The sequence below is a fragment of the Streptomyces sp. NPDC107562 genome (genome assembly GCF_055657325.1).
The window spans coordinates 1,036,905-1,061,014 of the sequence record NZ_JBVKBE010000001.1 but is presented as its reverse complement, the minus strand read 5'-3'; the positions used below and the strand labels follow the sequence as shown (position 1 = coordinate 1,061,014).

Below are 24,110 nucleotides of genomic sequence, written 5' to 3'. Positions count from 1 at the left end.
CGACGCGCGCATGCCAGGCCTGCCGTTCGCGTCGAGGCCATGGTCGCCCGCGGCCCCCGCCGACCACATCATCGCCACGGGGCTACCCACGAAGTCGTGAGCTTCAAGTAGTGCTCGGTCCCTCCGCAGTGCCGGTGACCTGGCCTGTCGGCGGTCGGGCGGTCGGGCGGTTTCGGGCGGCGGCGTCTCGTGCGGAGTGAAGTCAACGGGCAGCCATACGAAGTGGACCGGGTGGCGGTAGCGGCCGGCGTCAACGGCGGTGTCGCCAACGACCTGTTACGAGGTCCGGTCGGACGGGCGGAGCTCCGGCTCGGCGGTGCTTGTCCGGCCGGCGCTGACGTGGCGCCCGTGCGAGGGGTGGTCAGGGGTCGGCCACATGCCTCCGCTGTGCGGTCGTGCCACTGGGCGGTCGGCAGGGTGTGGTGCGGGCGATCAGCCGCAGGTGTCGACGGCGCTCTGGCGGGCCAGCTCCAGTGTGGCCGGAGAGGGGAGCGCCCCAGTCCCCCGCCAATGTGTCAGCCGCCCTCTGCGGGCGCGTTGCCGTAGGGGGATGCCGGGGTGCCCGGCCCGGGACCCCGCACCCCTCGCGCATCACCTGCAGGGGTGGGACGGGTGCCGTGCTTCGGGCACCTGCTCAAGGCGCGCAGGCCGCGATCCCGGCCGGCGTGCAGCGGCCGCCTGACCCCAGGCGGTGTCCTTCCGGCGCTCGCCCTCGCCCTCGCCCTCGCGGCGGCTTGTTCGTTGGTGCCCTTCGGTGCAACAGGCGAGGAGCCGATGAGTCTGGCAGTCCTGAACACGACACCGAGGACCAGGGGCCGCCCGAGCACGGCTGACGCCGGTGGTGGTCCTCCTTGTCGCCGCCCCAGTGACCTGACCGGCTGGCTGAAGGCCGTGCCGGTCAGGTCACTTCAGTTCACAGGCGCTGCGGTTCAGAGCGCGATGGTCTTGTACTCGACGTACTGGTTCAGGCCGACGCTGCCGAACTCGCGACCCATTCCGCTGGCCTTGTAGCCGCCGAACGTCCCGTCGAGGGCGGGCATCGCCCCGTTGACGAGCATCAAGCCGGTGCGGACCCGGCGGGCGACGGAGAGGGCCCGTTCACGGTCGGCGGACCAGACACCGCCGCCCAGTCCGTATGCGGAGTCGTTGGCGATACGGACGGCGTCGTCCTCGTCGTCGAAGGGGATGACCACCAGGACCGGGCCGAAGATCTCCTCGCGGGCGATGCGCATGGAGTTGTCGACGTCGGCGAACAGGGTCGGGGTGACGTAGTAGCCGCCCTCCAGCCCCTCGGGAACCTGCGGTCCGCCGGTGACGAGGCGGGCGCCCTCGGCGATGCCTATGTCGATGTAGGAGCGCACACGCTGCTGCTGGTCGGCGCGGACCATGGGGCCGATGAAGGTGTCCGGATCTGAAGGGTCGCCGACTGTCAGGGATTCCATCATGGTCCGTACCGCCTCGACGATCTCCTCGTAGCGGCTGCGGGGGGCCAGGATGCGGGTGTGGGCCTGGCAGTTCTCCGCGTTGTTGCCCAGCGAGTGATGCTTGAGCCCCTCGGCGACGGCGACGGGGTCGGCGTCCTCCAGGACGATCACGGCCGACTTGCCGCCCAACTCCAGGCTCACCCGCTTGAGCTGCTCCCCCGCCGTTGCGGCGATCTTGCGCCCGGCCGCGGTCGAGCCGGTGAAAGCGATCTTGTCGACGCCGGGGTGGGCGACCAGGTACTCACTGGTCTCCCGGCCGGCGGGCAGCACGGAGACGACTCCGTCGGGGAAGCCGGCCTCGGCGAAGACCTCCGCGAGCGCCAGGGCGTCGATCGCCGTCTCCGGAGATGCCTTCAGCACCACGGTGCAGCCGGCCAGCAGCGCGGGCACCATCTTCACCAGGGCCGACTGGTGCGGAGCGTTCCACGGGATGATCGCGGCGACCACCCCGACCGCTTCGCGGCGGAGCAGCGCTCCGGACGGCAGCTTCGCCTCCCAGTCCAGGTCCGCGGCTGCACGCAAGTAGGCGGCGGTCTGCTCGGGGAGGAAGTGCGCGTTCAAGCCGGTCGTGAACGTGATCGGCGAGCCGTTCTCCGAGGTGATCAGCGCGGCCATCTCGGCGGCCCTGGCGCTGTACAGCTCCTGGAAGCGGGCCACCGCCTTCTGGCGTTCCTCGGGCGCCATCCGCGGCCACGGGCCCTGATCGAACGCTTCCCGAGCCGCGGCCACCGCGGCGTCCACGTCGGCCGGATCGGCGTGCGGCACCGTGCCGACCAGTGATCCGTCGTGCGGGGAGTGGACCTCGATGACTGCCGAACTGGCCGGGGCAGTCCAGTGGCCACCGATGAAGAGCTTGTCGTGCGATGTCATGGCGCATCTGCTTTCGGCTATGGGGTGGGGTTGCGCAAGGTGCGGAGCCCGCGCGGCCCGTTTGCAGACCGTCGGTCTGTTATCGCCTTCAACGTAAGGGACCGACGGTCTGATGTCAAAAGACCGCGAGTCTGTAAAGTGGGGGCATGACGACCTTCCAGCGCGCACGGAGCGAGGAGCAGCGGGAGATCCGCCGCCAGGGGATCCTCGACACCGCGGCCGCCATGCTCGACGAGATGCCGGTGAGCGAGGTCAGCCTGAACGAGCTGAGCCGCCGCGTCGGGCTGGCCAAGTCGAACGTGCTGCGCTACTTCGAGTCCCGCGAGGCGGTCCTGCTGGAGCTGCTCGACCGCGCCTGGCAGGAGTGGACAGCCGACCTGCCCGATCAGCTGGCCGCCACCATCGACGCCAGGGCGGCGCCGGGCGAGCGCGCAGAGCGGTTCGCCGCCGCGGTGACCAACTCCCTCGCCGAGCGGCGGGTCCTGTGCGACCTGCTCAGCGCGCAGGCGAGCGTGCTGGAGCACAACGTGTCGACACAGGTGGCCGCCCGCTACAAGCGGGCGGCCATCGACAACGTCGGTGAACTCGACGCGCTCCTCCGCTTGCACCTGCCGGAAGTCGGAGAGCGGGCCCAGGAGCTGGCAGCCGCGGTCATCATCGTCTCCGGTGCGGTGTGGACGCATGCCCGTCCCTCGCAGGCCGTGCTCGCCGCCTACGAGTCCGATCCCTCACTCGCCGTCCTGAAGATGGACTTCGCCACCTCCCTGCGGCAGATGCTGGCCACCCTCATCGCGGGCACGCTGACCCGCGCCGCTCCTTGACGCCGCCAGCAGTCGTGCGGCGCGCAGGGGCTGTAGGTGCACGCCGGCCGTCGGCGGACGGCGCCATGTACGTGGCTGCCTGGCTGGTCGACATCGGCACGTCGCACCGGGCCCGGCGATGTAGCCCGGTCTGTCCGGGGAACGTCGACGAGTGCCGACGAGTGCGGACCCGTCGAGCGCGGGGCTGCCGGGTTGGACGGCTCAAGGCGTCAGCCCAGAGCCCCCGCGATTGTCACCGTGCCCGTCGTCACTACTCGAACAGCCGGGGGGGAAGACGTCCCTCGCGGCTGTCGCTCGCACCGAATCGAGAAGGTTCCGACGCCGTGATCACGCCGGCCATGTGGAGATCATGCCAGTCGGGGTCAGCCGTTCAGGCGCTTCGATTGCCGCTCAGGGGTGAGGCCCATGTGGGGTCGTGCCACGGTCTGTCCGTCAGGCGACCGAGGAGATGGTCCGCTGTGCTGGAGGCAGTGGCTTGCGGGGCCCCGACCGCGCTGAGAGCGGTGCCGACCCTTTGAGAGGCATCCTCTGGAACGTCTGGATCGCTGAGGAGGGGCAGGATCAGCAGGAGGCGGGCGGCGCAGTCGTCGACTCCAGCGGCCTCGGTTGCTGGATTGTCGGCGATCCTCACCAGGTCCTTCCACATCAGCCCGGTTCCTGACAGTCCCCCTTCCCAGCCGGCGATCCGTGGTCCGCCGCTTCGGCCTTCGGGAACGAGCAAGAAGTCGGTGCCGTAGTCGCCGACCAAGTTGCGGTAGACCACCACGATTCCGGGGCCACCCGAGGCAGGAACACGGAACACAGGCCACCATGCGGGGTCCATGAGGGTCTCGGACAAGGCGTCGGTGTCAGCGCCGTCATCGCCGAACCACTCCGGGGTGGGTCGCTCAACCCCCGTCCCACCAGCGCAGATCTCCACCAGGTAGTTCGACCAGAACCCAGGGCGGGTAAGCAGAGACTCCCCGGCAGCCAACGGGCCGTCGTAGTATCCCTCGATCAGCATCCCGCAAGCCTGTCACCTGCCGCTGACAAAGTTCGCACCGGGGCAGGCGCCGGAGCTCACCAGTTACGGGAGAGCCTTCAGTCGTTACCCACCGACTCCCCAACGCGCATGTCGCAGACCGCATCGTTGTATATGGCCGCCGACTGGGCCCTACCGCCACGTCACATCATCGCTCACGCGGACGCATACTCGTTCTGCCAGCCCGACAGCCTGGCGACGCCGCGTCTGATGCGGCACCAGGAGGGTGCCTCCCGCTGAATTTGGTCGCCGCACCCCTCGTCCGCATTGCTGTCGAAGGAAAGCTTGGGGCGGTCGCCCGCCTCCTGGGCCTGCCGAAGTGTCGCCTCGGAGTCGTCCGAAAAGGTTCCCGCGCGTACAAGCGCAGCTCGCTGGTGCCGCCCCGGCCGCCGTCGCCGTCGCCGTCGCCGTCGCCGTCGCCGTCAAGGCTCGACTGCCCCCGCCCGAGGAGCCTCACCTCGGGGCAAGGCTCGCTCCTCAGCTGGCAGGGGCTCTTCAAGTACACCGTGCTCACCGTCGACGGCACTGTGGTCCCCACCCGCGACCACACCATCGCCGCGCCCAACTGGCCGCCCGCCGTCGCCATTCCGGTCGGCATGTTGATCGCGGGCGCCCTCATGTGTGCTGTCTGGATGTACTCCGGCACCCCCGAAAGGCCCCCGACACGACGACGTGAGGCACTGTCGGACAACGGTTGACCGGAGTCACCGTTCCCAGGCGCGCGGGCCCCGCTCAGCTGTGCTGGAGCTGCACGGAAACACGCAGGTCCCAGGCGTACAAGCAAGCACGTCCCTCACAAGTCCTGATCGTCGGCGGCGTCGCCACGCCGCCGACGATCAGAGACGAAGGAACGCATGAACCGACCCAGAGGTGCGACAGTCGCCACGGCCGTCGCCGTCGTGCTCGCCACGGCGGGCGGCCTGCTCTCCGCGGCCACTTCCGCTTCCGCCGCCGTGACCTGCACGTCGCCGGTGTTCAAGAGGACGTTCTACGCGAACACGACGTTCTCCGGCACGCCGAGGCGCACCGACTGCGACTCCGTGATCGACCAGAGCTGGGGCACCGGCGCACCCTACGCGGGCCTTCCGGTCGACAACTTCGGCGTCCGCTGCTCCACCACCCGCGACTTCGGTTCCGGCGGGCCTTTCACGTTCACCGCTGCGTCCCGTGACGGCATCCGCGTCTATCTCGACGGCGCCCGCAAGGTCGACCTCTGGACGAACGTGTCGACCACGGGTGAGCAAGAGCGTCAACGTCACCATCCCCGCGGGCCGGCACACCCTGCGCATCGACTTCGTCAACTGGACCGGCTCAGCCAACGTCAAGTTCGGGTACCTTCCTCGTACGTCGGCGACGGTCGACAAGGTCAAGCCCCTCGCCCCCACCGGGACCACTGTCGCCTACAGCGCGACGACCACGTCCACGAAGGTCGGCTGGAGCAGGAACAAGGAGATGGACCTCGCCGGCTACCGCGTCTACCGGCGCCTGAAGGGCGCCCCCTACCCCGCGAAGCCGATCGCCACCACGACGTCCACCTCGTACTCCGACACGACCGTCCCCAAGGACGGCAACGTCTACTACTACGAGGTCCGCGCCTACGACAGGGCCGGCAACACGTCGTCGGGTACCGCCGATCTCGGCGTCACCACCGTCGACCGCACCGCGCCCGCCGCCCCGAAGGGCGTCGAGGAGAACGGGGTCATCGGCTTCCCCACCGCCATCAGACTCTACTGGGACAGCAACGCCGAGACCGACCTCGCCGGTTACCGCGTCTACCGATCGACGTCCCTCCCGGTCGCCCTCACCCCGGAGAACCGGGTCACCGGCGACACCCTGTCGGGCGGTGGCTACTCGGGGCCGCTGCCGCAGACCGGCGACATCCACTACTACGTGGTCACCGCCGTCGACACACACGGCAACGAGTCGGCGGCCTCCGGCGCGGCGATGTACTACACCCGCGACTTGACGGGCCCGGTCGACACCGCGCTCAACGCACGCGCCCACGAGGACGAGGCAGGCGTCACGCTGACCTGGGACCCCTCCGAGCGGACCAGCAGCGACTTCGAGGGCTACGCCGTGTTCCGGTCGACCGAGCCGCGCGGTACCGCCGGGAGCACGCGTACGGAAGTGGGCCGGTGGATCAAGGGCACCACGTTCACCGACCCGGCGCCGCCACCCGGCACCACCTACTACTACGGGGTGGTCGCACTGGACCACGAGGGCAACGGGGGCACCCCGTCCCAGCAGGTCGTCCTCACCGTCGCCGGGAACACGACGCCCCCTGCCCCGGTCACCGGTCTGACCGTGAAGTCGAAGGAGAACGGCATCGTCCTGTCCTGGGATGCCGACACCACTCCCGGCTTCGACCACTACCGCGTGCTGCGCGGCACGTTCGTCGACGGGCAGTGGACGTACCGGCCGCTCACCGATCCGTGGACCCTGCGCCCCCGGGAGATCGAAACGACGACGTTCCACCACAAGGTGGCGGCCGACGGCCAGCACGTCCGCTACGCCGTCGTCCAGTACGGCAACCTGCTCACCCCCGATACCGGCGCCAGCGCCGCCGAGGTCACCGGACTCGACCTCCACCCCAGCGCCCCGCCCGCGACCGGCGCCCCGATCCAGCTGAGCGCCGACTCGAACGGCGGCATCCACTGGTTCCTCACCACCGGCGAGAACGCGGACGGCAGTCCGGTGGTGTCCTTCACCGTCCGCCGATGGAACCGCGAGAGCGGGACCTTCGACATGCTCGGCACGGTGTCCAGAGGTGACTCCACGGGCTGGGACTGGTACGACCGCCCCCAGCCCTCCGCCACCACGGTCTACTACCGCGTCACAGCCGTCTATGCGGACGGCACGGAGTCGGGAGCGTCCGAGCGCGCAGTCGTGACCGACTGAGCCCGCCCGCGTCGGCGGCGACATCGAAGGAGGGGACCGGACACGGGCTTCCGGTCCCTTCACCATGCGGCACCGGGCTGGCGCGCGCCGCAATCTCTTGGGCAGGCAACGCAGTTCAGCACGAGCCACTCGTCGCCGTCGGGAGGAGGACCACGTCGATCGCCAAGTCATCAGGCGCCCCGTTGCTCACCGACCCGGAGCCGAGTGCCTGGTGGGTCCTGTGCAGTCGAGCCCCACATGGCGATCAAGTCGCTGTCGGCAGCCGTGCCCGTGCTGCTGAACACAACACCGAGGACCAAAGGCCCGCCGGAGTGCGGCTGTCGTGGCGTCCCCTCGGACTACCCGGCCGTCGAAGGAAGGACCCTGACGAGCTCGTCCAGGATCTGGCCGAACCTGCTCACGCCTCACGAGCTCGTGCACGGTAGGCGGTGACACGAGCTCGTTAAGCGTTGTCCCGAAACTACCGACCGGGGTGGGCGCCTCGGACATGTGCGATCACGTCTGGTTCGCCAAGGCCGGCACGGTTGATCCAGCCTCGACCTCGCTCGACGCCGGCCACGGCCAGTCGGCTCTGCAGAGCGAGGGGCGCGAGTGGATTTTCGAAGCCCTCACTGAGGCCTTGCCCCGTATCCGCGTACTCGTAGCGGACCGCGTACATCCGTCCTCGGTGATGCCACTCGCAGCGAACCAGCGGTCGTGCAAGAACCGCCTCTATCCACTCCGCGGTTGCCCCCGCCAGCTCCGCGGGACCGCCTGCGGCTCGGATGGTGAGCGCAGCCTCGGTCTCCTTGATGGAGAAGTCCTGATTGTGGAGCTCACCCCCACGGACGACCGAGCCGTCGAAGTGGGTACCCACCGTCAGAACGCCCTGGTTGCGTTGCGGGTCACCAATATCCAGATAGGTGATCAGCTGGCCATTCGAGGTGTGTGTCGGTGGCAACACGACCGTGTCGAGCGGGTCCACCAGCCAGGAGCGGGCGCGTTCGGCCAGAACGTCCACGAAGGCGCGTTGCGCGACGCCCAGGTCGCCCTCGTCGTACTCGAACCAGGGGATCTCGTCCATGAACGCAATTTACGAGCGCCACAAGGGCTGTCCAGCAACTTCCGGTCATTGGCGAGATGATCTTGATGTGGCTGGTGTGATCACGGCATCGGAGCCGTCCTTGGACAACCCCGCTCACCGGGCTGAGCCCGAGGCACTTCGGCAAGCTGGTAACGGTTCTGCGACGCGAGGGTACGGACGCGGTCCGCAGGGACCCGCCGTGGAGCCTGCCGCTGAACGACCGGGCACTGCCAATCGCGGCCTACTGGCGCACGAATGTCACCATGCGCCAACTGGCCCCGCTGTTAGGGATTTCCAAGTCGGCGGACCGGATCATCGACCACCTCGGGCCGATGCTCGCCCACCAGCCCCAGAAGCGGTTCGGGAAGGACACCTGTGTTGATCGTGGACGGCACCCTGGTGCCCACCCGCGATCACACAGTGGCCGAGCAGTCGAAGAACTACCAGTACTCCACCAATCACCAGGTCGTCGTCGATGCCGACACCCGCCTGGTCGTACTCGTCGGCCGGCCCCTCCCCGGCAACCGTAACGACTGCAAGGCGTGGGAGGAATCCGGCGCAAAGGCCGCCGTCGGCACGACCACGACGATCGCCGACGGTGGCTACCCGGGCACTGGGCTCGCGATGCCCCATCGGCACTGTAGGGGCGAGGAGTTGCCCGGCTGGAAGCAGGCTCACAACAACTCCCACAAGCAGGTCCGGGCCCGCATTGAGCACGTCTTCGCTCGCATGAAGACCTGGAAAATCCTCCGCGACTGCCGTCTCGAAGGCGATGGTGTCCACCACGCCCTGCTCGGTCTCGCACGAATGCACAACCTCGCCCTCGCCGAATAGACCCCCAGCAGTGCAGCAGTCGACCACGCCCGAGGTCACTCAGAGATCATTACGGGACAGCCCTTTGTGCCATGACCGGAAAGGTCTACTGAGGAAGAGAGTGGCGAGGAAGGGATGGGCCGCTGGTGCGGATCCGGCGGCCGGTGCTGGGCGTGAGAACATCGCAGCCGTGAATATCAAGCTTCATGACTTCGACGGCGAACAGTCGCTGACGTTGGACGTCGGTGGCCTGGCTGCTGACGTGGCAGTAGCCGATGCAGGGCACGAGCCGAACGGGTACTTCTGGGAAGGTCTCGTGCGGTTTGCCTGGCCGGATATTGCTGAGCGCCTCGACTTCGACAGCGAGGCCGGCATGGTCTGCGCGGTCGGGACTCCGAGTGACCTTGCGCGACTCACGACGGCCCTCGAGTCAGTCATCACGAGTCCCGACGCGGTCCGCGACATCATCGTTCGGGCGGAGACTTCGGGCTTCGAGTTCGACGACTAGGAGCTCCAGAGGGCAGGAACACCAGTTCGTTCAGGCTGCTGCGGCGAGTGGTCGTCCGCCCCAGCAGACGCCCTTCTCGCTGCGGATGCGAGCACGCTCCTTGCGTTGAACGGCCAGGACGTCGGGGTAGCGGCCGTTGGTGTTACGCCAGTGCAGGTAGGCGTGCAGGGCCCGGGTCTGGACGGTGTGGTTGCAGTGGCTGGAGTTGGCGATCGTGAACTGCCGCAAGGGCCCGAAGTGGGCCTCGATCGGGTTGGCCCACGCGCCGGTGTCGGCAAGGCCACGGTGTACCGCAGCTATCCCACCAGGGACGACCTGGTGGAGGCCGTGGCCCGGCACCGGTTCGCTCTGTAAGAACAGTCCCTGGACAAACGCGCCCCCGCCGCGGACGGGTACGCCGAGTTCAGGGGCCAGATCCTCGCCCTGATGAACGCTCTGGCCGGCGACCGGCTGCTCGCCGACGTGCTCGCCGACCCGGAGTCGTCTCCTGCGGTCGCCCTGATGGAGCGGCTGTGCGCGGCCATGGAAAGGGCGAAAGACTCGGGGAAGGTCCGACCCGACTCGGGCATCCCCGACCTGCAGATCATGCTGTGCGGCCCGGTCCTCCAACTCATGCGGATGTCGAAGCGGGAACCGGCGCACTGGCAGCGCTACGGCGAACTCTTCCTGCAGGCCATGCGCCCCTGACACCAACAATGCGGTGAACCGAGCCACCGGCGCCGCGGTGTACGCGGCGTGCGGCAGGACGGCGCGATCACGTCGCTTGCGGTTGACCGCCACAGGCCCGAAATGCGGGTACGGCCATCTGATGCGCGTCCGAGGCCGCGCATCAGACCGGGCCCGTCGCCGCGTACTTGCCTCGATGGTGGTGCCAGTTATGCGCGCCGAAAGTGCCAGTTCATGGGGCTGTTGTATCCGAGGCCCAGGGACGAGGGTGCGCGTGACCGTGACCTGCTTCATTCTCGAATCGCGCATTTGCCTACTGCGATGTCTCCGTCCGATAGCGGTCGATCCACTGGAGGCTGAGGTCGTCAGCCTGACGCCTGTGCCGGGGCACGATTGCCCGTCCGTCCGGCGACCTGAGACCGAGGAAGTTGAGGATGCCTTCCGTTACGCCGGCCATGTCGGCATCGAGTTCCTCGTAGCGCACCCGGAGCGGATCGATGCCGCACGAGGTGAACCAGGCGTCCCACGCCGCGTTGTGCTCACCGATCGTCCGCATCAGCTCGCCGATGCGGTCCGCGTCGAAGGTGGGCAGCTGCCCACCGCCGCCGTTACCGCCGATCTCTCCGTTGCCGCCGACGTACCAGGTATCGGTCTGCTCGGCCCGCAGCCAGGACACTGCCTGCGCAAGGACATCCTCACGTCGCAGACAGACAAAGCGGGTGAGGCCGAAGGCCTGGTTCAACAGGGCTACGTCCTGGCCGGCGAGGTCCGGCCAAACCCTCTCCAGCTTGTCGACCACCTCGTCAAGGGTTCCCCACATGAGCTTCGCCCCGAACACTCCGTTCTCGGTCCGGCCAGCGGCAAGAGCCGCCCGCACGTAGTCGCCGTAAACGAAGCCACCGTTGGCAGCGTGCGGGATCTTCCATCTGCGAGCCCAGAGCGATTCGTCAGGAGCACGGAAATACGCCTGAGGTCGGCCGGCGACACCGGTCGACTCCAGCAGCCCGAGAAGCAATGAACTACCGGTGCGGGGAGTGGCACAGATGAAGTACGAGTCGACCTGTTCCCCAGCGTCCGTTCGCATCGTCACAACGCAAGGAAAGGCCGACGCGATCACGACACGCAACCCGATTACCGACGACGCAAGTCGCTGTCGTACAGGGAACAGACGGGGGGCGTCGTAGTCCGTACCGTGGACCGGGCACGCAGCACCCGCTCAACGCAGTTTGCCGGTCTTCGGCAGGCCCTGCTCGGCTTTCTCATGCCGGACGCGACGCTCTTGCTCCTGGCGCATGCGGTCGTCGACTCGGCCCGCGCTCAGGCTGACGGCCAGGCGCTCGCAGTCCTTGCACGGGTGCGGATGCCTCGGGCGCTTTGCTCCATCACGGCTGTAGCCAACCATCTCCCCCACCCGTCGTCGCGGGTGCGGGAACGAAGCCGAGAGCCAGATCGCCGCCCTGCGAAGGTCCTGATCGCCGTCCTGTGTGCTCGGCAGGAGGATATCGCGTGCGGCGGGGGGATCCTGTTGCGCGAATGCCCAGAGCGTCATCGCGAGAGAACCGGCCGCCCCTCGGCAACCAGCGGCGGCCCCTGACCTTTGCGGCGACAGGTTGGGGGGATGTGGAGCCTGCGCCGGTGCGCGGGTCACTACCCAGCAGCCACCACCTGGCCGGCCGCGACCTGGGGAGGGTTGGGGAGCAGCGAGGCGAGGTTGTCCCGGACGAAGTCCGCCGCGCTCCTGGTCGACTCCTCGGCCCCGGCCTGCTCTTCGAAGACGCTGGTGGAGACCATCACTCCGTCCCCGGCGTCGACCCAGTAGTAGGCCACGAACCCGGAGACCTGGCGCACGATGGGTACGAATCCGTCGTTCACCCGGCGTCCCGCCTCGGCAGGGTCGGTCACCCCTTCGTAGCGCCGAACTACTGCGTACATAGCTGCTCTCCTCGTGGATCCGAAGGTCACCTTGCGCGACATGGCATACCCCCCTCGCGCGTCTCCCGCTCGCGGGACGTCGGGAGAGGGCACGGATAGGTGTATCGGTGAACCGATCCGGGCTCGGCTGTTGTCGGGGCCTGGGACGCGGACGCTCTGGTGGACCGGCGCTTCGGCTCGTGGCCCGTCGCGACATGGCGGGGCCCTGTCCGCGGTGTGTCGCGCGGACAGGGCCCTGGACGGCGTGTGCCTTCTACTTGAGGCCGAAGGCGCGGATCACCGTTTGGCTGACGGTGTTCCCGCTGTCGTCCGTCGCTGTGGTGCGCAGGCTCGCGAACTGGGCGCTGCGCGGAGCGTCGAGCGATGTCCTCCAGTTGTCACCGCCGGCGTGCATCGGCGTGCGCTGCCAGGTGGCACCGTCGTCGTAGGAGACGTCCAGGGTGACGGTGCGGATCGGTCCGGCACCTGGCGCGCCCTTGAAGTGCGACGGGGTGACGGCGAGGCCGGTCCGGCGGTGTGCCCGGCCGGACAGGTCCGTGGCCACCGCGTAGTCGAGCTGGATCAGCGGCAGCGGGTGGATCTCGACGTCATCGGGCGAGGCGGAGGTGTATCCCCATTCGGTGTGGGTCCGGGGGGAGTACGGGCGGCCCGGCACTTCGCGTCTGCCCTCCACCACGAGGCGGTAGGGCAGTGGCTCCGGCGCGAGGCCGTTGATGCTGAAGCCGTCGTTGGTGTTCTCCGCGAGGAGGTTGTCGCCCTGGTAGAGGGCCACCTTCGTGGCCCCAGGGGTCGAGGAGGTGCCCGCGTGCGCGCCGGAGTCTCCCCACGCCATGACGATGGACGTGCTCATGCCGTCGCCCGCCCGGAAGGGCGTCGAGATGTCTCCGCCCTGGACGAAGCGGGGGTGGAGGACAGGACTGAACCAGACGTCCTCCGCGGCGCTGCGCGGCTTGTACGACCGTGCCGTGCTGGACTGCATGAGTTCGGTGTTGTCGGCGGACGCGGTGGACATCCAGGTGATGTCGGGGTCTGCCGTGACCCAGGAGGTGAGGTCGCCCTGGGCAGGGACCAGACTGGAGTCGACCCCGAGGTGCGTACCGCTGAAGGACAGGTCCCAGCGCGAGTGAGCGACCCGGCCCTGTCTGGTGTCACGGAACGAGTCGTCGACCCTGGCGAGGTCGCCTGGACCTGGCCGGTACGAGGGGTCGCTCGGGACGCCGCCGGTGTGACGTCGTACCAGGTCGTACAGGTAGTGCGGGTACGGGTGCGAGACGACCTTCAGCACATCGGTGCCGGGCCTCTTGAGCCGGCTGAGCAGGCGTGCGCCGTCGTCCGCGCCGAGGGTGGCCACCGGCAGTGGCGGCGCCTCGAGCAGGTGGGCCAGCCTTCCGTAGCCGTCGTTCAGGATCAGCAACTGCCTGGCGCCGGCGTCGGCCGCCGCCTGCGCCTGGTCCGGTGCCGGCACGGTGTCGCTACGGCGGACGACCGCCACCAGGCCACGCACCCTGGCCTTGCGGAAGTCCTCGGCGGAGCCGTCACCGAGCCACACCGCCCGGTAGCCGCCGGTGCCCTCGGGCAGGATCGGGGAATTGGACTGGACGGCGACGTCGTCGTACGTCTGCGAGCCCGAGGAGAACGTCAACGGGGGCTGGACCTGCCGCCAGCGGGTGTGAAGGCCGTACGCGCCTCGCGTCACCTTCTCCGTCGGCAGCAGCCAGAGGCTGTCGTAGTCCCGGTGCTCGGGCAGGTAGCTGTGGCCGTAGGGGACCCGGTCGCCGTACGACCGGTACTGGTCCACGCGGAAGCCGCCGTTGGCCGTCTCCTGCGGCGTGATCGCGGCCGCCTTGCGCAGCCGGGAGGTGTCGAGCGCGAGCGTGCGGCTCTCGCTCAGGTCGATCTGCGGAACGGGGAGGACACCGAGACCGAGCGCGTGCGTGCCGTCGACGCCGGGCACGTCGGCGATCATCCAGGCCGCATAGGTGCTCGGGACCAGGGTCAGGTCCAGGGTGCCGGAGGCGTCGACGGTGTACACCTCGGGGACCGTGTTCCGCTCGACGTCCTTGAGGAAGAGCCTGCCGGGCAACCCGCCGCCGCGGTGCTTCGCCGTGACGGAGAGGGTGACGCGCTGGCCCTGCTTGTTCACCCCGACGGGCGTGCGGGTGAGTACCGTGCCGTCGGGAGCGGTGGCGGTGAGGAAACTGCTGTAGGCGGCGTTGTCCTGCCCCCTGTCGAGATGGGTGCGGAGCTCCACGGTGGCGGTGCCGTGCGCGGGTACGGTCAGCCGGTCGGCCGACAGGGCGAACAGGCCCTCGGGCAGGCCGGACCCGGCGAGAGCCAGGTCCACGGTGACCGGAGTGTCCCCGGTGTTGGTGTAGGTGACGTCCTTGCGGGCGGTCTGGCCAGGCGTATACGGGTACCGGGCCTGCGTGAACACCGAGGCCGGCGCGATCAGCGCGGCCTTGGTGGCGGCCGCGATGTCCAGGCGGCCGGCGCCACCCTGGTAGGGGCTGTACCGGCTGGTGCCCGTGGTGGTGCTGACCAGCGCGTCCTTGAGCTGTCGGCCGGTCCAGTCCGGGTGCTCGACGGCCAGCAGGGCGGCGGCGCCTGCGACGTGCGGGGTGGCCATGGAGGTGCCGCTCATCGTCGTGTACGCGCCTTCGCCCTCCGGGACGTACTGCGATCGGGCCGCGAGCACGTCGACGCCGGGGGCGGTCAGGTCGGGCTTGAGCGCGTTGTCGCCGACGCGCGGGCCACGGCTGGAGAACACGGCCAACTGGTCGACGCCCCTGCCCGGGCCGTTCACCGCACCGACCGTCAGCGCGGCGTCCGCGGCACCCGGTGCGCCCACGGTCCTCGCGGCCGGGCCGGAGTTTCCGGCGGCGACGACGAACAACGCGCCGGTCTCCTCGCTGAGCCGGTTCACTGCCTGGCTGAGCAGGTCGGTGCCGTCGGTGGGCTCACCGCCCAGGCTCATGCTGATGATCTTCGCGCGCTGGTCGCGGGCCGCCCATTCCATGCCGGCCAGGACCGAGGAGTCTCCGCCCTCGCCCATGTCGTTGAGGACCTTGCCGATGTGCAGTCTGGCACCCGGGGCGACCCCCTTCTCGGTCCCGCCGGACGCGGCACCCGTCCCGGCGACGGTGGACGCGACGTGCGTGCCGTGACCGTTCCGGTCGGTGACGTCCTCGTGGGGCACGAAGCTGCGCGTCGCGGCGATCCGGCCGCCGAAGTCCGGGTGCCCGGCGTCGATCCCGGTGTCCAGGACCGCGATGTCGACGCCCTCGCCGGTGTTCCCGCTCTCCCAGACCTTCGGGGCTCCGATCTGCGCGGTGGTGTCGGACAGGGTGGCCTTGACCTTGCCGTCCAGCCACACCTTGGCAATCCCGCCGGCCAGGCGCCCGGACGGCTGCGGGGCAGCGGTCGCGCGGGCCTCCTCGCCACCGGTGAGAGACGACCAGAAATCGGCCGCGTGCTTGTGCTCGGCCGATATCGCGGCTCCCTGCACGCTGCTCAGCGACAGGGTCCTGCGTGCTCCCTCAGGGGTTCGGGTGCTGCGGGAGCGGACGGCGGCGTCGGTGTAGGTGACGATCAGTGGGAGCCGGTCGCTGCGGGCGTCGTCGTAGCCGTCCTCCAGCAACTCGGTGACGTTGAAGAGCCTCTTGTCCAGGGCTCCGGACGCGATGAACGGGATCGCGGCGTCCGGGTAGACGTAGGTGTCGTCGCCCACCGACATCACATGGGCACCGGTCGGCCGCCCTTGCGGATCGAGCACCGACGTCAGAGGACGCCCGCTCCCGGTCGGGGTGAACGTCACCTTGTCCCCGGTGATCAACGTGATGACACGTTGGGTGCCGGCACTTCCGGCGGAGGACACCTTCGTGGAAAACGGTGTGGAAGCCGGAGTGGAGGCCGGTGTGCCGGCCGAGGCGGACGGGCCGGGGGCGGTGAGCGCCACCAGTACCGCGACAGCCGCTGTCAGCCCGCGTCTGCGGGATGGAGGCATGCGCAAGGGAACCTCGTGAGCTTGATGTGCGTGAGAACCCACGCAGTCACTCACCTTTCACGCAATGTTGTGAAGACAGTGCAATGGCGCATCCGCGCCATGTCACAAGAACGCCAACGCATCCGCGCGATGCCTTCCAGCCCGCGACCGTGCCATGAGGTTGGCCGCCCGCGACACCCCGGACGGCCAACCTGGCAGATCAGCGGCTTCTCCAGCACGACCTGGCCGGAGGCATGGCCTGTCAGGAGATGTTCAGCGTCACCGACTTCCCGGGCTTCAGGTTGATCTGCTTGCGGAAACCGCCGGCGCGCAGCTCGGTCGTGGTGCCGCCGACGCTGCGAACGGTGACTTCGGTGACCTTGCCCTTGCGCCAGGCCAGGTCGACCGTGAAACCGCCGCGGGCCCCGATGCCGCGCACCGAGCCCTTTGCCGCCCACGCGTCCGGGAGCGCGGGCAGCAACTCGATGACGTCGGGACGCGAGTAGAGCAGCATCTCCAACGCCGCGCCGGCTCCGCCCAGATTCGCGTCGATCTGGAAGATCGTGTAACTGCCCTGGCTGTACATGTCGAACCAGTTCGCCGAGGTGCCGTTGCTGTTGGTGATCGACGGCCGCAGCACCGTCAGGTAGAGCTGGTACGCCTTCTCCGCGTCCTTCAGCCGCGCCCAGCACAGGGAGCGCCAGGCGCAGGCCCAGCCGTAGCTGTCCATGCCGCGGGCGGTGAGCAGTTCACGCACCCCGTTCAGCAGGTCTGCCGGACTCCTGTCGGCAGCGATGCGGTCGCCGGGGTAGAAGCCGATCAGGGGGGACAGATGGCGGTGGGTGATCTCCCCGAGGTTGTCCGGGCTCATCCATTCCTCGAGCCATCCGGTCTTCGGGCTGACCCGGGGGAGATAGAGCTTCTCCTGCATCGCGGCCAGATCGGCAGCCAGGTCGGCGTCGCGGTGCAGTACGCGACTGGCGGTCTTGAACTCCTCGAACAGTTCCCAGGCGAGTTCCTGCGCGTACGTGATGCCCTTGGCGTCCGGGCCGTGCTCGGGCGACCAGGCCGTGTCGTCGATCAGAACCTCACGCGACGTGCCGTCCGCGTCGGAGACCTTGGTGGTGATCAGGCGCGCCTGCCAGAACTCTGCCGCACCCTTGAGGACGGGGTAGATCCGCTCCAGGTATTCCCGGTCCTGGCTGTACTCGTAGTGCCGCCACAGCGAGTTGCAGAGCCAGGCGTTCCCCGACGGGTGCCAGGCCCAACCGCTGCCCCCGTGGATGTTCGTGGAGAACGCGACCGCCCAGCCCGCGATCTTCCCGCTGCTGTTGCGGAACCTGTTGCGTTCGTTGTTGTAGAGGCGCTTGGTGACGTCGGTCCAGACCGGGAGCTGGGAGACGCAGTAGCGGGCGAGGGCGTACGAGTTCTCCCCCAGGCCGGCGGGATCGGCCAGCCAGTAGTTCATCTGTATGTTGATGTCGGTGTGGTAGTCCGCGTACCAGTCCGGTGTGTTGTTGTGCACCCAGATGCCCTGCAGGTTCATCGGGAGCCAGTCGCGGGAGCCTACTATGGTCAGATAGCGGCCGTACTGGACGTAGGCGGCCTCCAACTCCGGGTCCGGCGTGGACTTGTCGGTGTAGCGCACCGCGATGCGCGACCAGGAGTCCAGCGACCGCTGAAGCGCCGTCGACTCGCCCAGGTCGAGGGAGAAGCGGTTGTACAGCCGCTGGTAGTCGGCCACGTGGGTCTTCAGGAGCCGGGTGCCCGACACGTGCGCGGCGGCCGTGACCTTGTCGCGGGCCGTGGCCAGCGGGTCGCTGCTCGCGTCGCGGAAGTCCTTGGCCGCGTCCGGGGAGTAGTTGGTGCCGCCGCACACCACGACCAGGAGTTCACGGCAGCCCGCGAAGGAGAGCTTGTCCTCCTCCACGGAGACCCGTCCGCCGGTGCCTACCGCCGTCACCGCGGCGGCGTAGCGCAAGCCGTTGGCGAGGCTTCCGGAGAAGGAGAGGTGCCCGTTGCCACCCGAGGTGGTCTCGTCGTGCGTGCCGGCCAGCGAGATCGTCCCGGTGTGCGGTCCACCGGTGAGCCGGATGACGAGCACGTCGTCCGGGTGGCTGGCGTAGACCTCGCGGCGGTACGAGGCCCCGCGCACCCGGTAGGTCGCGGACACCACGCCGTTGCTCAGGTCGAGTTGGCGACGGTAGTCGGTCACTGTGTCACCGGAATGGCCCGACAGGGCGATCCGGAGCTTGGCCAGCAGGCCGAAGCTGCCGAAGTCATCTCTCCCGTAGGGAAGTTGGCCGTCATCGGTGAGGGTGTCGTTGCGCCCACCGGACCAGAAGGAGCCGTCGGTGAGGTAGATGAAGTCGTCGGCGGGGTCACAGCCGACGAGCGCGCCCAAGCGGCCGTTACCGACCGGGAGCGCCTCCTGGATGATGTGCGTCTCGTCTGCGGGCGTGCGGTACCAGATCGTGGTGGCCTTGTCCTCCGGGACGAAGGGGACGTCGGAGGGTCGGGCCGGTGCCGCATGCGCCGTGAACGGGCGGAAACCGCCGGCGAAGGCGAGTCCGCCACCGGCAGCACCGGTGATGCGGAGGAAGTCGCGACGAGAGGAAGCGGGCACGGGGATCCCTTCCACAGGAGCAGTAGCGCGTGATCGAGCAAGTGCCACGTATACTTATCAGACCACTTTCCCAACTCGACACCCCTCGCTCGCGATTTGTCACCGATTCCTTGCGTGGTGGTCCGACCAATTGCGTGGCTCCTACTGGGCTGTGTCGCCTCAACGCGACAAGAGACGTGGCGTGGTCGCGGACCCGACACGGGTTCCCCCCAGGCAGCTGAGCCTGGCCTCGCGCAGCACAGCGACAGCGAGTTGAGAAAAGAATCTGCCGGGCGGTGTCGAGAACGGAGTATCGGCTCCGACGTTCTCCGTGAGTGTGCAGCCCGGTCCCGCACCCGCGGGATCAGACACAAGGAGACAGACATGACCGCCGTCGCTTACGACTACACCATCACCCGCACCCTGGAGGCTCCGGTCGAGCAGGTCTGGACCGCCTGGACCCGCGCAGACCAGTACGGACAGTGGGCCGGCGCCGAGGAGGTCGTCCTCGACGTCCGCCCCGGCGGCGCCTGGAGCTCCGTCATGGTCATCCCCGGCGGCACCCGCGTCCCGCTGTCCGGCCGCTACACCGAGGTCGTGCCGAACAAGCGGCTGGTGATCGGCATGAGCGTTCCGGGCCGCGAGGACCTCGTCCTCATGACCGTCGACCTGGTCGCCGACGGCGACCGCACCCGGATCACCCTCTCCCAGACCTTCGAGAACACCACGGACCGCGACCAGTCCGAGTTCGGCAGCAACATGCTCCTGGACGGCCTCACCGCCTTCCTGGCAGCAGCCTGCCGCGGTTGATGCGGTGGCCCCTCGCGACTGCGACGGCTCTGAGGTCGGAAGACGCCGGCGGCGGTGAGCTTCGTGAGCACGGTGGAGCCGCGCGACGCACGCTCAGCAGTCGAACGCCGACCAGCAGATGTCGTTGCGCAATCGCTGGTCGTCGAGTACGAGTTCGCGAATCGTCTCCGGGAGTTGGTCGCGCTGCCAGCGGCACTCGAGTCGTCCCGCGGCCTCGCTCTCGCCGGCCGGCGCGGCAGCGCGTACGGCCTTGATCGCATAGGCAGCCGCACCGAGCTCGTGTGCGGCGACGTGTGCGACGACCGCAGCTTGGCCGGCGGCGTAGGCGGCGTGCCGGGCCGCACCGCGCAGGTCTCGGGCCGCACCCATCGCGTGGCCGCCCGCCGCGCGGGCCTGCATCATCTTGACCTCGCCGCGCACCCAGGCGCGGGCATGCTCGATCGCCTGGCGCGGCCGCCGGTCCTCAGGCCGGGCCGACTCGAAGAGATCAAGGACGTGCTCCGCGCACACCGCCGCCCAGAGGGCGAGGAGCTGGTGATCCGAATCGGTGAGGGTGCCACCGCGGCGGATCGTCACGAAGCGGGGGTCCCTGACCTTCGGGAGGATCATGGTCGGCTTTCCTTCCTGCTGCCATGGAAGCAAAGCCTGCGAACCCGCTCGTTGATCCGCAAGCCCGCCTCCCGTAGCCCGGTCCAACAGGCAGGGGGGCGTGCGCAGCAGATGGATCGTTTTTCTTCATAATTCGACTGGAACCGGGGCGTAACGATCGCCGCTACGGCGTGACGCGTAACCCATGGGTTACGCTTTTCCCGTGGACGAACTGACCGACGTGGCTGCTGCCGTCGCTGATCCGGTGCGCCGGGAGATCCTGGTCATGTTGCGGCACAGCCCGCTGACGGCGGGCGAGATCGCGGCGCGGTTCTCCATCAGCCGTCCGGCGGTGAGCCGTCACCTGCGAGTACTGCGGGAAAGCGGACTGGTGCGCGACGAGCAGCACGGTCGCCACCGGCGCTACACGCTCGTCCGCCTCCCGCTCGGCCGGCTCACCGAGTGGCTCGTCCAGTTCGAGGTCCGTCAGGCCCCGGACTGGTCGCGCCAACTCGCGGCACTGGACACCGAGGTCCACCGCGCGCGCCGGGAACGCGACCGATCCGAGCCCACCGATACCCAGAGCACAGCACGACAGAAGGGCACAGCATGACTCTCGAACCCTCCGGACAGCTCGTCCCCACCGCGACGGGCCACGACCTGATCCTCACCCGCACCTACCGCGCCTCCGCCGCCGACGTCTGGGCGAGCGTCACCGAGCCGGAGCGCACCGCGCGCTGGTTCGGCCCCTGGCGCGGTGAGGGGGCTTCCGGCCGCACCGTCGAAGTGCAGATGGTGTTCGAGGAGTCGGACGACTGGATCCCGGTCCGCATCGACGCCTGCGAGGCACCCCGCCGCCTCGCGGTCTCGACGCAGGACGAATCCGGCTCATGGTCACTGGAGCTGCTGGTGACCGAGAGCGACGGCATCACGGAGCTCCGCCTGATCCATCACCTCACCTCCACGGAACAGCTCGGTGAGACCGGACCTGGCTGGGAGTACTACCTGGACATGCTCACCGCGAGCCGCACAGAGGGGCCGCGCCCCGACTTCGCGGACTACTACCCCGCCCAGAAGGCGTACTTCGAGTCGCTGGTCTGACCCCTCACGCCCGTCAGCGAGGAACCTGGGCCCCACGGACGGGGCACCGGTGTGCCGCTCATGCCCGGCCGGACGACAGCGCCTCAGTCAGGAGGAGCCGGGCTCACCGGCCGGGCCGGCGCCGCCGTCCTCGTTTCCCCCGAGGCGTCGGCGGGAGATCGGTGGAGAAGGGCCGCGGCCAGGCAGAGCAGTGCCGCCCCGGCGAAGAAGGGGGCCCGGGGGCCGAGACCGTGGTAGACCAGTCCCGCCAGCAGAGCCCCCAGGGCTCCCCCGCTCACGGAAGCCATCTGGAAGGCCATGGTGACCCGGCCCAGCAGTTCGGTCGGAACCTGCGACTGACGGAACGACACCGCGGTGACGCCCCACACCAGGCTCACCGCGCCGTACCCGGCGATGACCAGCACCCCCACCAGGACCGACCGGGCCGCGCCCATGCCGGCGCACAGGACCCCGGTGAGCAGCATGCCGAGCCGTAGCAACCGGAGCGTCCCGATCCGCTTGTTCAGACGAGGTGCGAGGGGCACACCCACGAGGCCTCCGACCGCGAACGCCGCCACCAGCACCGCGTAGCCCGAGCTGCCCAGTCCCAGCGTCTGCCCGGCATACAGGACCAGGCCGGACATGAGACCGACCACCACGAGGTTGTTCACAGCGGAAGCCGCGCACAGCCGACGCATCTGACGGTGCCGCCACAGCCAGACGAGACCCTGCAGAGCGTCCTGGCGCAGGGACTGCCGTGCCGGAACGCTCCTGTCACGACCGGTCCGTGTGCCGCCCGCGAGCACCAGGATCAGTCCCGCGGAGCAGATGAACGACAGCGCGTCAGCGGCGAGCGGGAGCGCGGGCGTCACCCCGTACAGCACCGCCCCCACCGGGGTGCCCAGAAGGGGGCCGGCGAACAGCACGGTGATGTGCAGGTATGTGTTCGCCTTGGTCAGTCCTTCGGGTGGCACCAGGGAGGGCACCATGCCGGACCATGCTCCGTTGAAGAGAGTCTGGCCGCACCCCAGGAGGAAGGCGACACCGGCCAGGACCGGGATGGACAGGCCGTCGAGCATCGTGAGAAGCACCAGGCCGGCCATGATGACGGCGCGTGCCGTGTCGACGAAGCACAGGAGACGACGGCGGTCGAACCTGTCCGCGAGGACACCGGAGGCGATGCTGACGAGCAGCCAGGGAAGTTGTCCGGCGAAAGCCACCAGGGCGACCAACCGGGCGTCGTCCGTGAGGCGGGCCGTGAGCAGAGGAAGGGTGACCGTCCGCATACCGTCGCCGATACTCGACACAGTCACCGCGGCCCACACAGCATGGAACTGCCGTGGCAGCCGGTGACTGGCGCTTTTGCTGGAAGAACGCATGGAGGGTTCTGGAGTTCCTCGGACCGTGAGAGGGGAGACGTGCAGGGCTGGACTCAGTTGCCGCCCATGGCGTCCACCAGACTCTTGGGACGCATGTCCGTCCACGTCTTCTCGATGAAGTCCAGGCAGTCCTGCCGGGAGGACTCGTCACACGCCACATCCCAACCTTGGGGGACCTCGACGGAAGTCGGCCACAGCGAGTACTGCTTCTCCGCGTTGACCAGCACGAGGTACTGGGCGTCCTGATCCTCGAAGGGGTTCGTCATGTGTGCGTCCTTGCCCTGGCGTTGAGTCAGACCGTGCTTCGGATCCGCGTGGATCGCCTCACTCACGAGACGTGCGGACAGTCCAGGTCAGCGAGCGAATGTCCGATCACCCAGACGTCGCCGACTTCGGCGGGTGTCGCAACCGAGGCCTGTCGCGCGACGGACACGCCAGTCGGCTGCCTCCCCGGCGACACCTCCGAATCGTCTGCCATCGTTCGTGGGGACGCCTAACGGCTGGGGAGGGCCAAGGCGACAGCGGGCCAACAACATGTGAAGCGTCGTTGTGGACAGGTGGTCGTGTTCACTCGGCACGGGGCCGACGGCAGGCTGGTGCGACCCGCCGTGCCAGGCTGTGACAATGCTGCACGGCACCGCGCCGACCACGCCGACCGCGTCGGACCAGTCGACGGCACTTCGGCTGAACTCGCCGCGGACGCATGCCCGAAGGCTCGGCGCAGCACATGCCGGTTCGGCAGCGACGACAGAGAAATGCGGTGATGGACACGATGCCCCTTGGGACATCGGCTTTCCAGTGGTTCCGGGTGGTACGAGGCAGTCGCGCCCCGGCCCTTCGGCTCGTCTGCTTCCCACACGCTGGGGGTGCGGCAAGTTTCTTCCGCTCCTGGACTCCTCTGGTGCCTGACAACGTCGAACTCCTGGCCGTGCGATACCCAGGGCGCGAAGACCGGCTCTTCGAACCACCGGTCGCACGCATGGAAGAGCTGGCGGATTCGCTCGCGGATGCCTGTGCGAGCCTGGCGAGCCTTCCGCTGGCGTTCTTCGGCCACAGCATGGGCGCTTCCGTGGCGTTCGAGGTCGCGGCACGCCTGGCGGCGGCACCCGGCGCCGCCGGACCCGAGGCGTTGTTCCTCTCGGGCAGAGCCGGGCCGGGCAAGAACCGCTCGCGTGGGCTCGCCGAGGCGACCGATGAGGAGCTGGTCCAGGATCTCGCCGCCATGAGCGGCACGACTGCGCAGGCCCTCGCCAACAAGGAGCTGCGGGAACTGCTGCTGCCGGCGGTGCGGGCCGACTACCGCCTCATCGAGCGGTACGCGGCCTCGATCCCGTCGTCGCCTCTGGACATGCCCGTCTACGCCTACTACGGGGACCAGGACGACGAGCTGGACGAAGATGCGGTGCATGCCTGGTCCGCAGTGACCCGTTCGACCTTTCTCGCACGCTCCTTCCCCGGCGGGCACTTCTACCTCGAGGAGCAGACCGCCCCGCTGGTCAGGGACTTGATCAGCCGCCTCGGGGCAACGGCATCGACCTGAGGGAGCGGATTTCCGTTCCGTAGACGGCTCGTGGGGCCCACGCGCGATCT

General features: G+C 68.9%; 22 protein-coding genes and 3 pseudogenes. 12 read left to right on the top strand and 13 right to left on the bottom strand.

Features of this window, described 5'->3' with window-relative positions; translation table 11 throughout:
• Nucleotides 1-929 precede the first annotated feature (929 nt).
• Entirely contained in the window at nt 930-2,354 is a 1,425-nt protein-coding gene (locus tag ACZ7LV_RS04535) for an aldehyde dehydrogenase (protein WP_471935598.1), read from the bottom strand.
• 146 nt (nt 2,355-2,500) lie between these two features.
• Between ACZ7LV_RS04535 and ACZ7LV_RS04530 the strand changes: the two genes are divergently transcribed.
• Nucleotides 2,501-3,175 (top strand): TetR/AcrR family transcriptional regulator, encoded by a 675-nt coding sequence (locus ACZ7LV_RS04530; protein ID WP_471935596.1) that lies wholly within the window; start codon nt 2,501-2,503, stop codon nt 3,173-3,175.
• 370 nt (nt 3,176-3,545) lie between these two features.
• Here the strand turns inward: ACZ7LV_RS04530 and ACZ7LV_RS04525 are convergent, their stop codons facing one another.
• Complete coding sequence (locus ACZ7LV_RS04525; protein WP_471935594.1) at nt 3,546-4,178, bottom strand: hypothetical protein; 633 nt, start codon at nt 4,176-4,178, stop codon at nt 3,546-3,548.
• A 524-nt stretch (nt 4,179-4,702) separates the two neighbouring features.
• On the opposite strand from ACZ7LV_RS04525, the gene ACZ7LV_RS04520 reads away from it, so the two are divergent.
• Nucleotides 4,703-4,894, top strand: coding sequence for a hypothetical protein (locus ACZ7LV_RS04520; protein ID WP_471935592.1), 192 nt, complete (start codon nt 4,703-4,705; stop codon nt 4,892-4,894).
• A gap of 95 nt (nt 4,895-4,989) precedes the next feature.
• Here the strand turns inward: ACZ7LV_RS04520 and ACZ7LV_RS04515 are convergent, their stop codons facing one another.
• Entirely contained in the window at nt 4,990-5,175 is a 186-nt protein-coding gene (locus tag ACZ7LV_RS04515) for a hypothetical protein (RefSeq protein ID WP_471936154.1), read from the bottom strand.
• Between ACZ7LV_RS04515 and ACZ7LV_RS04510 the strand changes: the two are divergent.
• Nucleotides 5,096-7,094, top strand: a pseudogene (locus ACZ7LV_RS04510) (PA14 domain-containing protein). The gene ACZ7LV_RS04515 and the pseudogene ACZ7LV_RS04510 overlap by 80 nt on opposite strands.
• A 460-nt stretch (nt 7,095-7,554) precedes the next feature.
• Here ACZ7LV_RS04510 and ACZ7LV_RS04505 read toward each other — a convergent pair.
• Nucleotides 7,555-8,157 carry a hypothetical protein gene (locus tag ACZ7LV_RS04505; protein ID WP_471935590.1) on the bottom strand — a complete coding sequence of 201 codons (603 nt, stop codon included), beginning with the start codon at nt 8,155-8,157 and terminating at the stop codon, nt 7,555-7,557.
• 67 nt (nt 8,158-8,224) lie between these two features.
• Here ACZ7LV_RS04505 and ACZ7LV_RS04500 point away from each other — a divergent pair.
• A pseudogene (locus tag ACZ7LV_RS04500) lies at nt 8,225-8,991 on the top strand (transposase).
• 169 nt (nt 8,992-9,160) lie between these two features.
• Nucleotides 9,161-9,478: an Imm51 family immunity protein gene (locus ACZ7LV_RS04495; RefSeq protein WP_471935588.1), complete on the top strand. Its 318-nt coding sequence runs from the start codon at nt 9,161-9,163 to the stop codon at nt 9,476-9,478.
• 30 nt (nt 9,479-9,508) lie between these two features.
• Here ACZ7LV_RS04495 and ACZ7LV_RS04490 read toward each other — a convergent pair.
• Nucleotides 9,509-9,742, bottom strand: a pseudogene (locus ACZ7LV_RS04490) (IS630 family transposase); the annotation flags it as partial.
• Here ACZ7LV_RS04490 and ACZ7LV_RS04485 point away from each other — a divergent pair.
• A complete protein-coding gene (locus ACZ7LV_RS04485; RefSeq protein ID WP_471936118.1) occupies nt 9,665-9,832 on the top strand; it encodes a TetR family transcriptional regulator in 168 nt (55 codons plus the stop codon). The pseudogene ACZ7LV_RS04490 and the gene ACZ7LV_RS04485 overlap by 78 nt on opposite strands.
• A gap of 72 nt (nt 9,833-9,904) precedes the next feature.
• Nucleotides 9,905-10,165 carry a hypothetical protein gene (locus ACZ7LV_RS04480; RefSeq protein WP_471935586.1) on the top strand — a complete coding sequence of 87 codons (261 nt, stop codon included), beginning with the start codon at nt 9,905-9,907 and terminating at the stop codon, nt 10,163-10,165.
• A gap of 292 nt (nt 10,166-10,457) precedes the next feature.
• Here the strand turns inward: ACZ7LV_RS04480 and ACZ7LV_RS04475 are convergent, their stop codons facing one another.
• The 4 genes from ACZ7LV_RS04475 to ACZ7LV_RS04460 form a co-directional block, all read right to left on the bottom strand.
• Entirely contained in the window at nt 10,458-11,228 is a 771-nt protein-coding gene (locus ACZ7LV_RS04475) for a Stf0 family sulfotransferase (RefSeq protein WP_471936116.1), read from the bottom strand.
• A 132-nt stretch (nt 11,229-11,360) separates the two neighbouring features.
• Nucleotides 11,361-11,693, bottom strand: a complete 333-nt coding sequence (locus ACZ7LV_RS04470) for a hypothetical protein (RefSeq protein WP_471935584.1) — start codon at nt 11,691-11,693, stop codon at nt 11,361-11,363.
• Nucleotides 11,694-11,791: 98 nt separating this feature from the next.
• Complete coding sequence (locus tag ACZ7LV_RS04465) at nt 11,792-12,076, bottom strand: hypothetical protein (protein WP_471935582.1); 285 nt, start codon at nt 12,074-12,076, stop codon at nt 11,792-11,794.
• 253 nt (nt 12,077-12,329) lie between these two features.
• Nucleotides 12,330-15,848: a S8 family serine peptidase gene (locus ACZ7LV_RS04460; RefSeq protein ID WP_471935581.1), complete on the bottom strand. Its 3,519-nt coding sequence runs from the start codon at nt 15,846-15,848 to the stop codon at nt 12,330-12,332.
• Nucleotides 15,849-15,900: 52 nt separating this feature from the next.
• Here ACZ7LV_RS04460 and ACZ7LV_RS04455 point away from each other — a divergent pair, with 52 nt between their 5' ends.
• Nucleotides 15,901-16,098, top strand: a complete 198-nt coding sequence (locus tag ACZ7LV_RS04455; protein WP_471935580.1) for a hypothetical protein — start codon at nt 15,901-15,903, stop codon at nt 16,096-16,098.
• A gap of 222 nt (nt 16,099-16,320) precedes the next feature.
• On the opposite strand, the gene ACZ7LV_RS04450 is transcribed toward ACZ7LV_RS04455, so the two are convergent.
• The gene (locus tag ACZ7LV_RS04450; RefSeq protein WP_471935578.1) at nt 16,321-18,684 is read right to left on the bottom strand and encodes a glycoside hydrolase family 95 protein; all 2,364 of its coding nucleotides are present in this window, start codon (nt 18,682-18,684) and stop codon (nt 16,321-16,323) included.
• A gap of 363 nt (nt 18,685-19,047) precedes the next feature.
• On the opposite strand from ACZ7LV_RS04450, the gene ACZ7LV_RS04445 reads away from it, so the two are divergent.
• Nucleotides 19,048-19,473 carry an SRPBCC family protein gene (locus tag ACZ7LV_RS04445; RefSeq protein ID WP_471935576.1) on the top strand — a complete coding sequence of 142 codons (426 nt, stop codon included), beginning with the start codon at nt 19,048-19,050 and terminating at the stop codon, nt 19,471-19,473.
• A gap of 93 nt (nt 19,474-19,566) precedes the next feature.
• On the opposite strand, the gene ACZ7LV_RS04440 is transcribed toward ACZ7LV_RS04445, so the two are convergent.
• Entirely contained in the window at nt 19,567-20,082 is a 516-nt protein-coding gene (locus ACZ7LV_RS04440; protein WP_471935574.1) for a putative immunity protein, read from the bottom strand.
• 202 nt (nt 20,083-20,284) lie between these two features.
• On the opposite strand from ACZ7LV_RS04440, the gene ACZ7LV_RS04435 reads away from it, so the two are divergent.
• Nucleotides 20,285-20,674: a metalloregulator ArsR/SmtB family transcription factor gene (locus tag ACZ7LV_RS04435; RefSeq protein ID WP_471935570.1), complete on the top strand. Its 390-nt coding sequence runs from the start codon at nt 20,285-20,287 to the stop codon at nt 20,672-20,674.
• Nucleotides 20,671-21,162 (top strand): SRPBCC family protein, encoded by a 492-nt coding sequence (locus ACZ7LV_RS04430; protein WP_471935568.1) that lies wholly within the window; start codon nt 20,671-20,673, stop codon nt 21,160-21,162. Before ACZ7LV_RS04435 ends, ACZ7LV_RS04430 begins: the two co-directional genes overlap by 4 nt.
• Nucleotides 21,163-21,245: 83 nt before the next feature.
• Here the strand turns inward: ACZ7LV_RS04430 and ACZ7LV_RS04425 are convergent, their stop codons facing one another.
• Both ACZ7LV_RS04425 and ACZ7LV_RS04420 read right to left on the bottom strand, forming a co-directional pair.
• Nucleotides 21,246-22,520: an MFS transporter gene (locus ACZ7LV_RS04425; RefSeq protein WP_471935567.1), complete on the bottom strand. Its 1,275-nt coding sequence runs from the start codon at nt 22,518-22,520 to the stop codon at nt 21,246-21,248.
• A gap of 53 nt (nt 22,521-22,573) precedes the next feature.
• Nucleotides 22,574-22,786, bottom strand: a complete 213-nt coding sequence (locus tag ACZ7LV_RS04420; RefSeq protein WP_471935566.1) for an MbtH family protein — start codon at nt 22,784-22,786, stop codon at nt 22,574-22,576.
• Nucleotides 22,787-23,283: 497 nt separating this feature from the next.
• Here ACZ7LV_RS04420 and ACZ7LV_RS04415 point away from each other — a divergent pair, with 497 nt between their 5' ends.
• Nucleotides 23,284-24,060 carry a thioesterase II family protein gene (locus ACZ7LV_RS04415; protein WP_471935564.1) on the top strand — a complete coding sequence of 259 codons (777 nt, stop codon included), beginning with the start codon at nt 23,284-23,286 and terminating at the stop codon, nt 24,058-24,060.
• Nucleotides 24,061-24,110: the final 50 nt, after the last annotated feature.

Coding starts and splice junctions, on each gene's coding strand:
- ACZ7LV_RS04535 (WP_471935598.1), bottom strand. CDS start 2,354: ATGACATCGCACGACAAGCTCTTCATCGGTGGCCACTGGACTGCCCCG.
- ACZ7LV_RS04530 (WP_471935596.1), top strand. CDS start 2,501: ATGACGACCTTCCAGCGCGCACGGAGCGAGGAGCAGCGGGAGATCCGC.
- ACZ7LV_RS04525 (WP_471935594.1), bottom strand. CDS start 4,178: ATGCTGATCGAGGGATACTACGACGGCCCGTTGGCTGCCGGGGAGTCT.
- ACZ7LV_RS04505 (WP_471935590.1), bottom strand. CDS start 8,157: ATGGACGAGATCCCCTGGTTCGAGTACGACGAGGGCGACCTGGGCGTC.
- ACZ7LV_RS04480 (WP_471935586.1), top strand. CDS start 9,905: ATGAACGCTCTGGCCGGCGACCGGCTGCTCGCCGACGTGCTCGCCGAC.
- ACZ7LV_RS04475 (WP_471936116.1), bottom strand. CDS start 11,228: ATGCGAACGGACGCTGGGGAACAGGTCGACTCGTACTTCATCTGTGCC.
- ACZ7LV_RS04470 (WP_471935584.1), bottom strand. CDS start 11,693: ATGACGCTCTGGGCATTCGCGCAACAGGATCCCCCCGCCGCACGCGAT.
- ACZ7LV_RS04465 (WP_471935582.1), bottom strand. CDS start 12,076: ATGTACGCAGTAGTTCGGCGCTACGAAGGGGTGACCGACCCTGCCGAG.
- ACZ7LV_RS04445 (WP_471935576.1), top strand. CDS start 19,048: ATGACCGCCGTCGCTTACGACTACACCATCACCCGCACCCTGGAGGCT.
- ACZ7LV_RS04440 (WP_471935574.1), bottom strand. CDS start 20,082: ATGATCCTCCCGAAGGTCAGGGACCCCCGCTTCGTGACGATCCGCCGC.
- ACZ7LV_RS04430 (WP_471935568.1), top strand. CDS start 20,671: ATGACTCTCGAACCCTCCGGACAGCTCGTCCCCACCGCGACGGGCCAC.
- ACZ7LV_RS04425 (WP_471935567.1), bottom strand. CDS start 22,520: ATGCGTTCTTCCAGCAAAAGCGCCAGTCACCGGCTGCCACGGCAGTTC.
- ACZ7LV_RS04420 (WP_471935566.1), bottom strand. CDS start 22,786: ATGACGAACCCCTTCGAGGATCAGGACGCCCAGTACCTCGTGCTGGTC.
- ACZ7LV_RS04415 (WP_471935564.1), top strand. CDS start 23,284: ATGGACACGATGCCCCTTGGGACATCGGCTTTCCAGTGGTTCCGGGTG.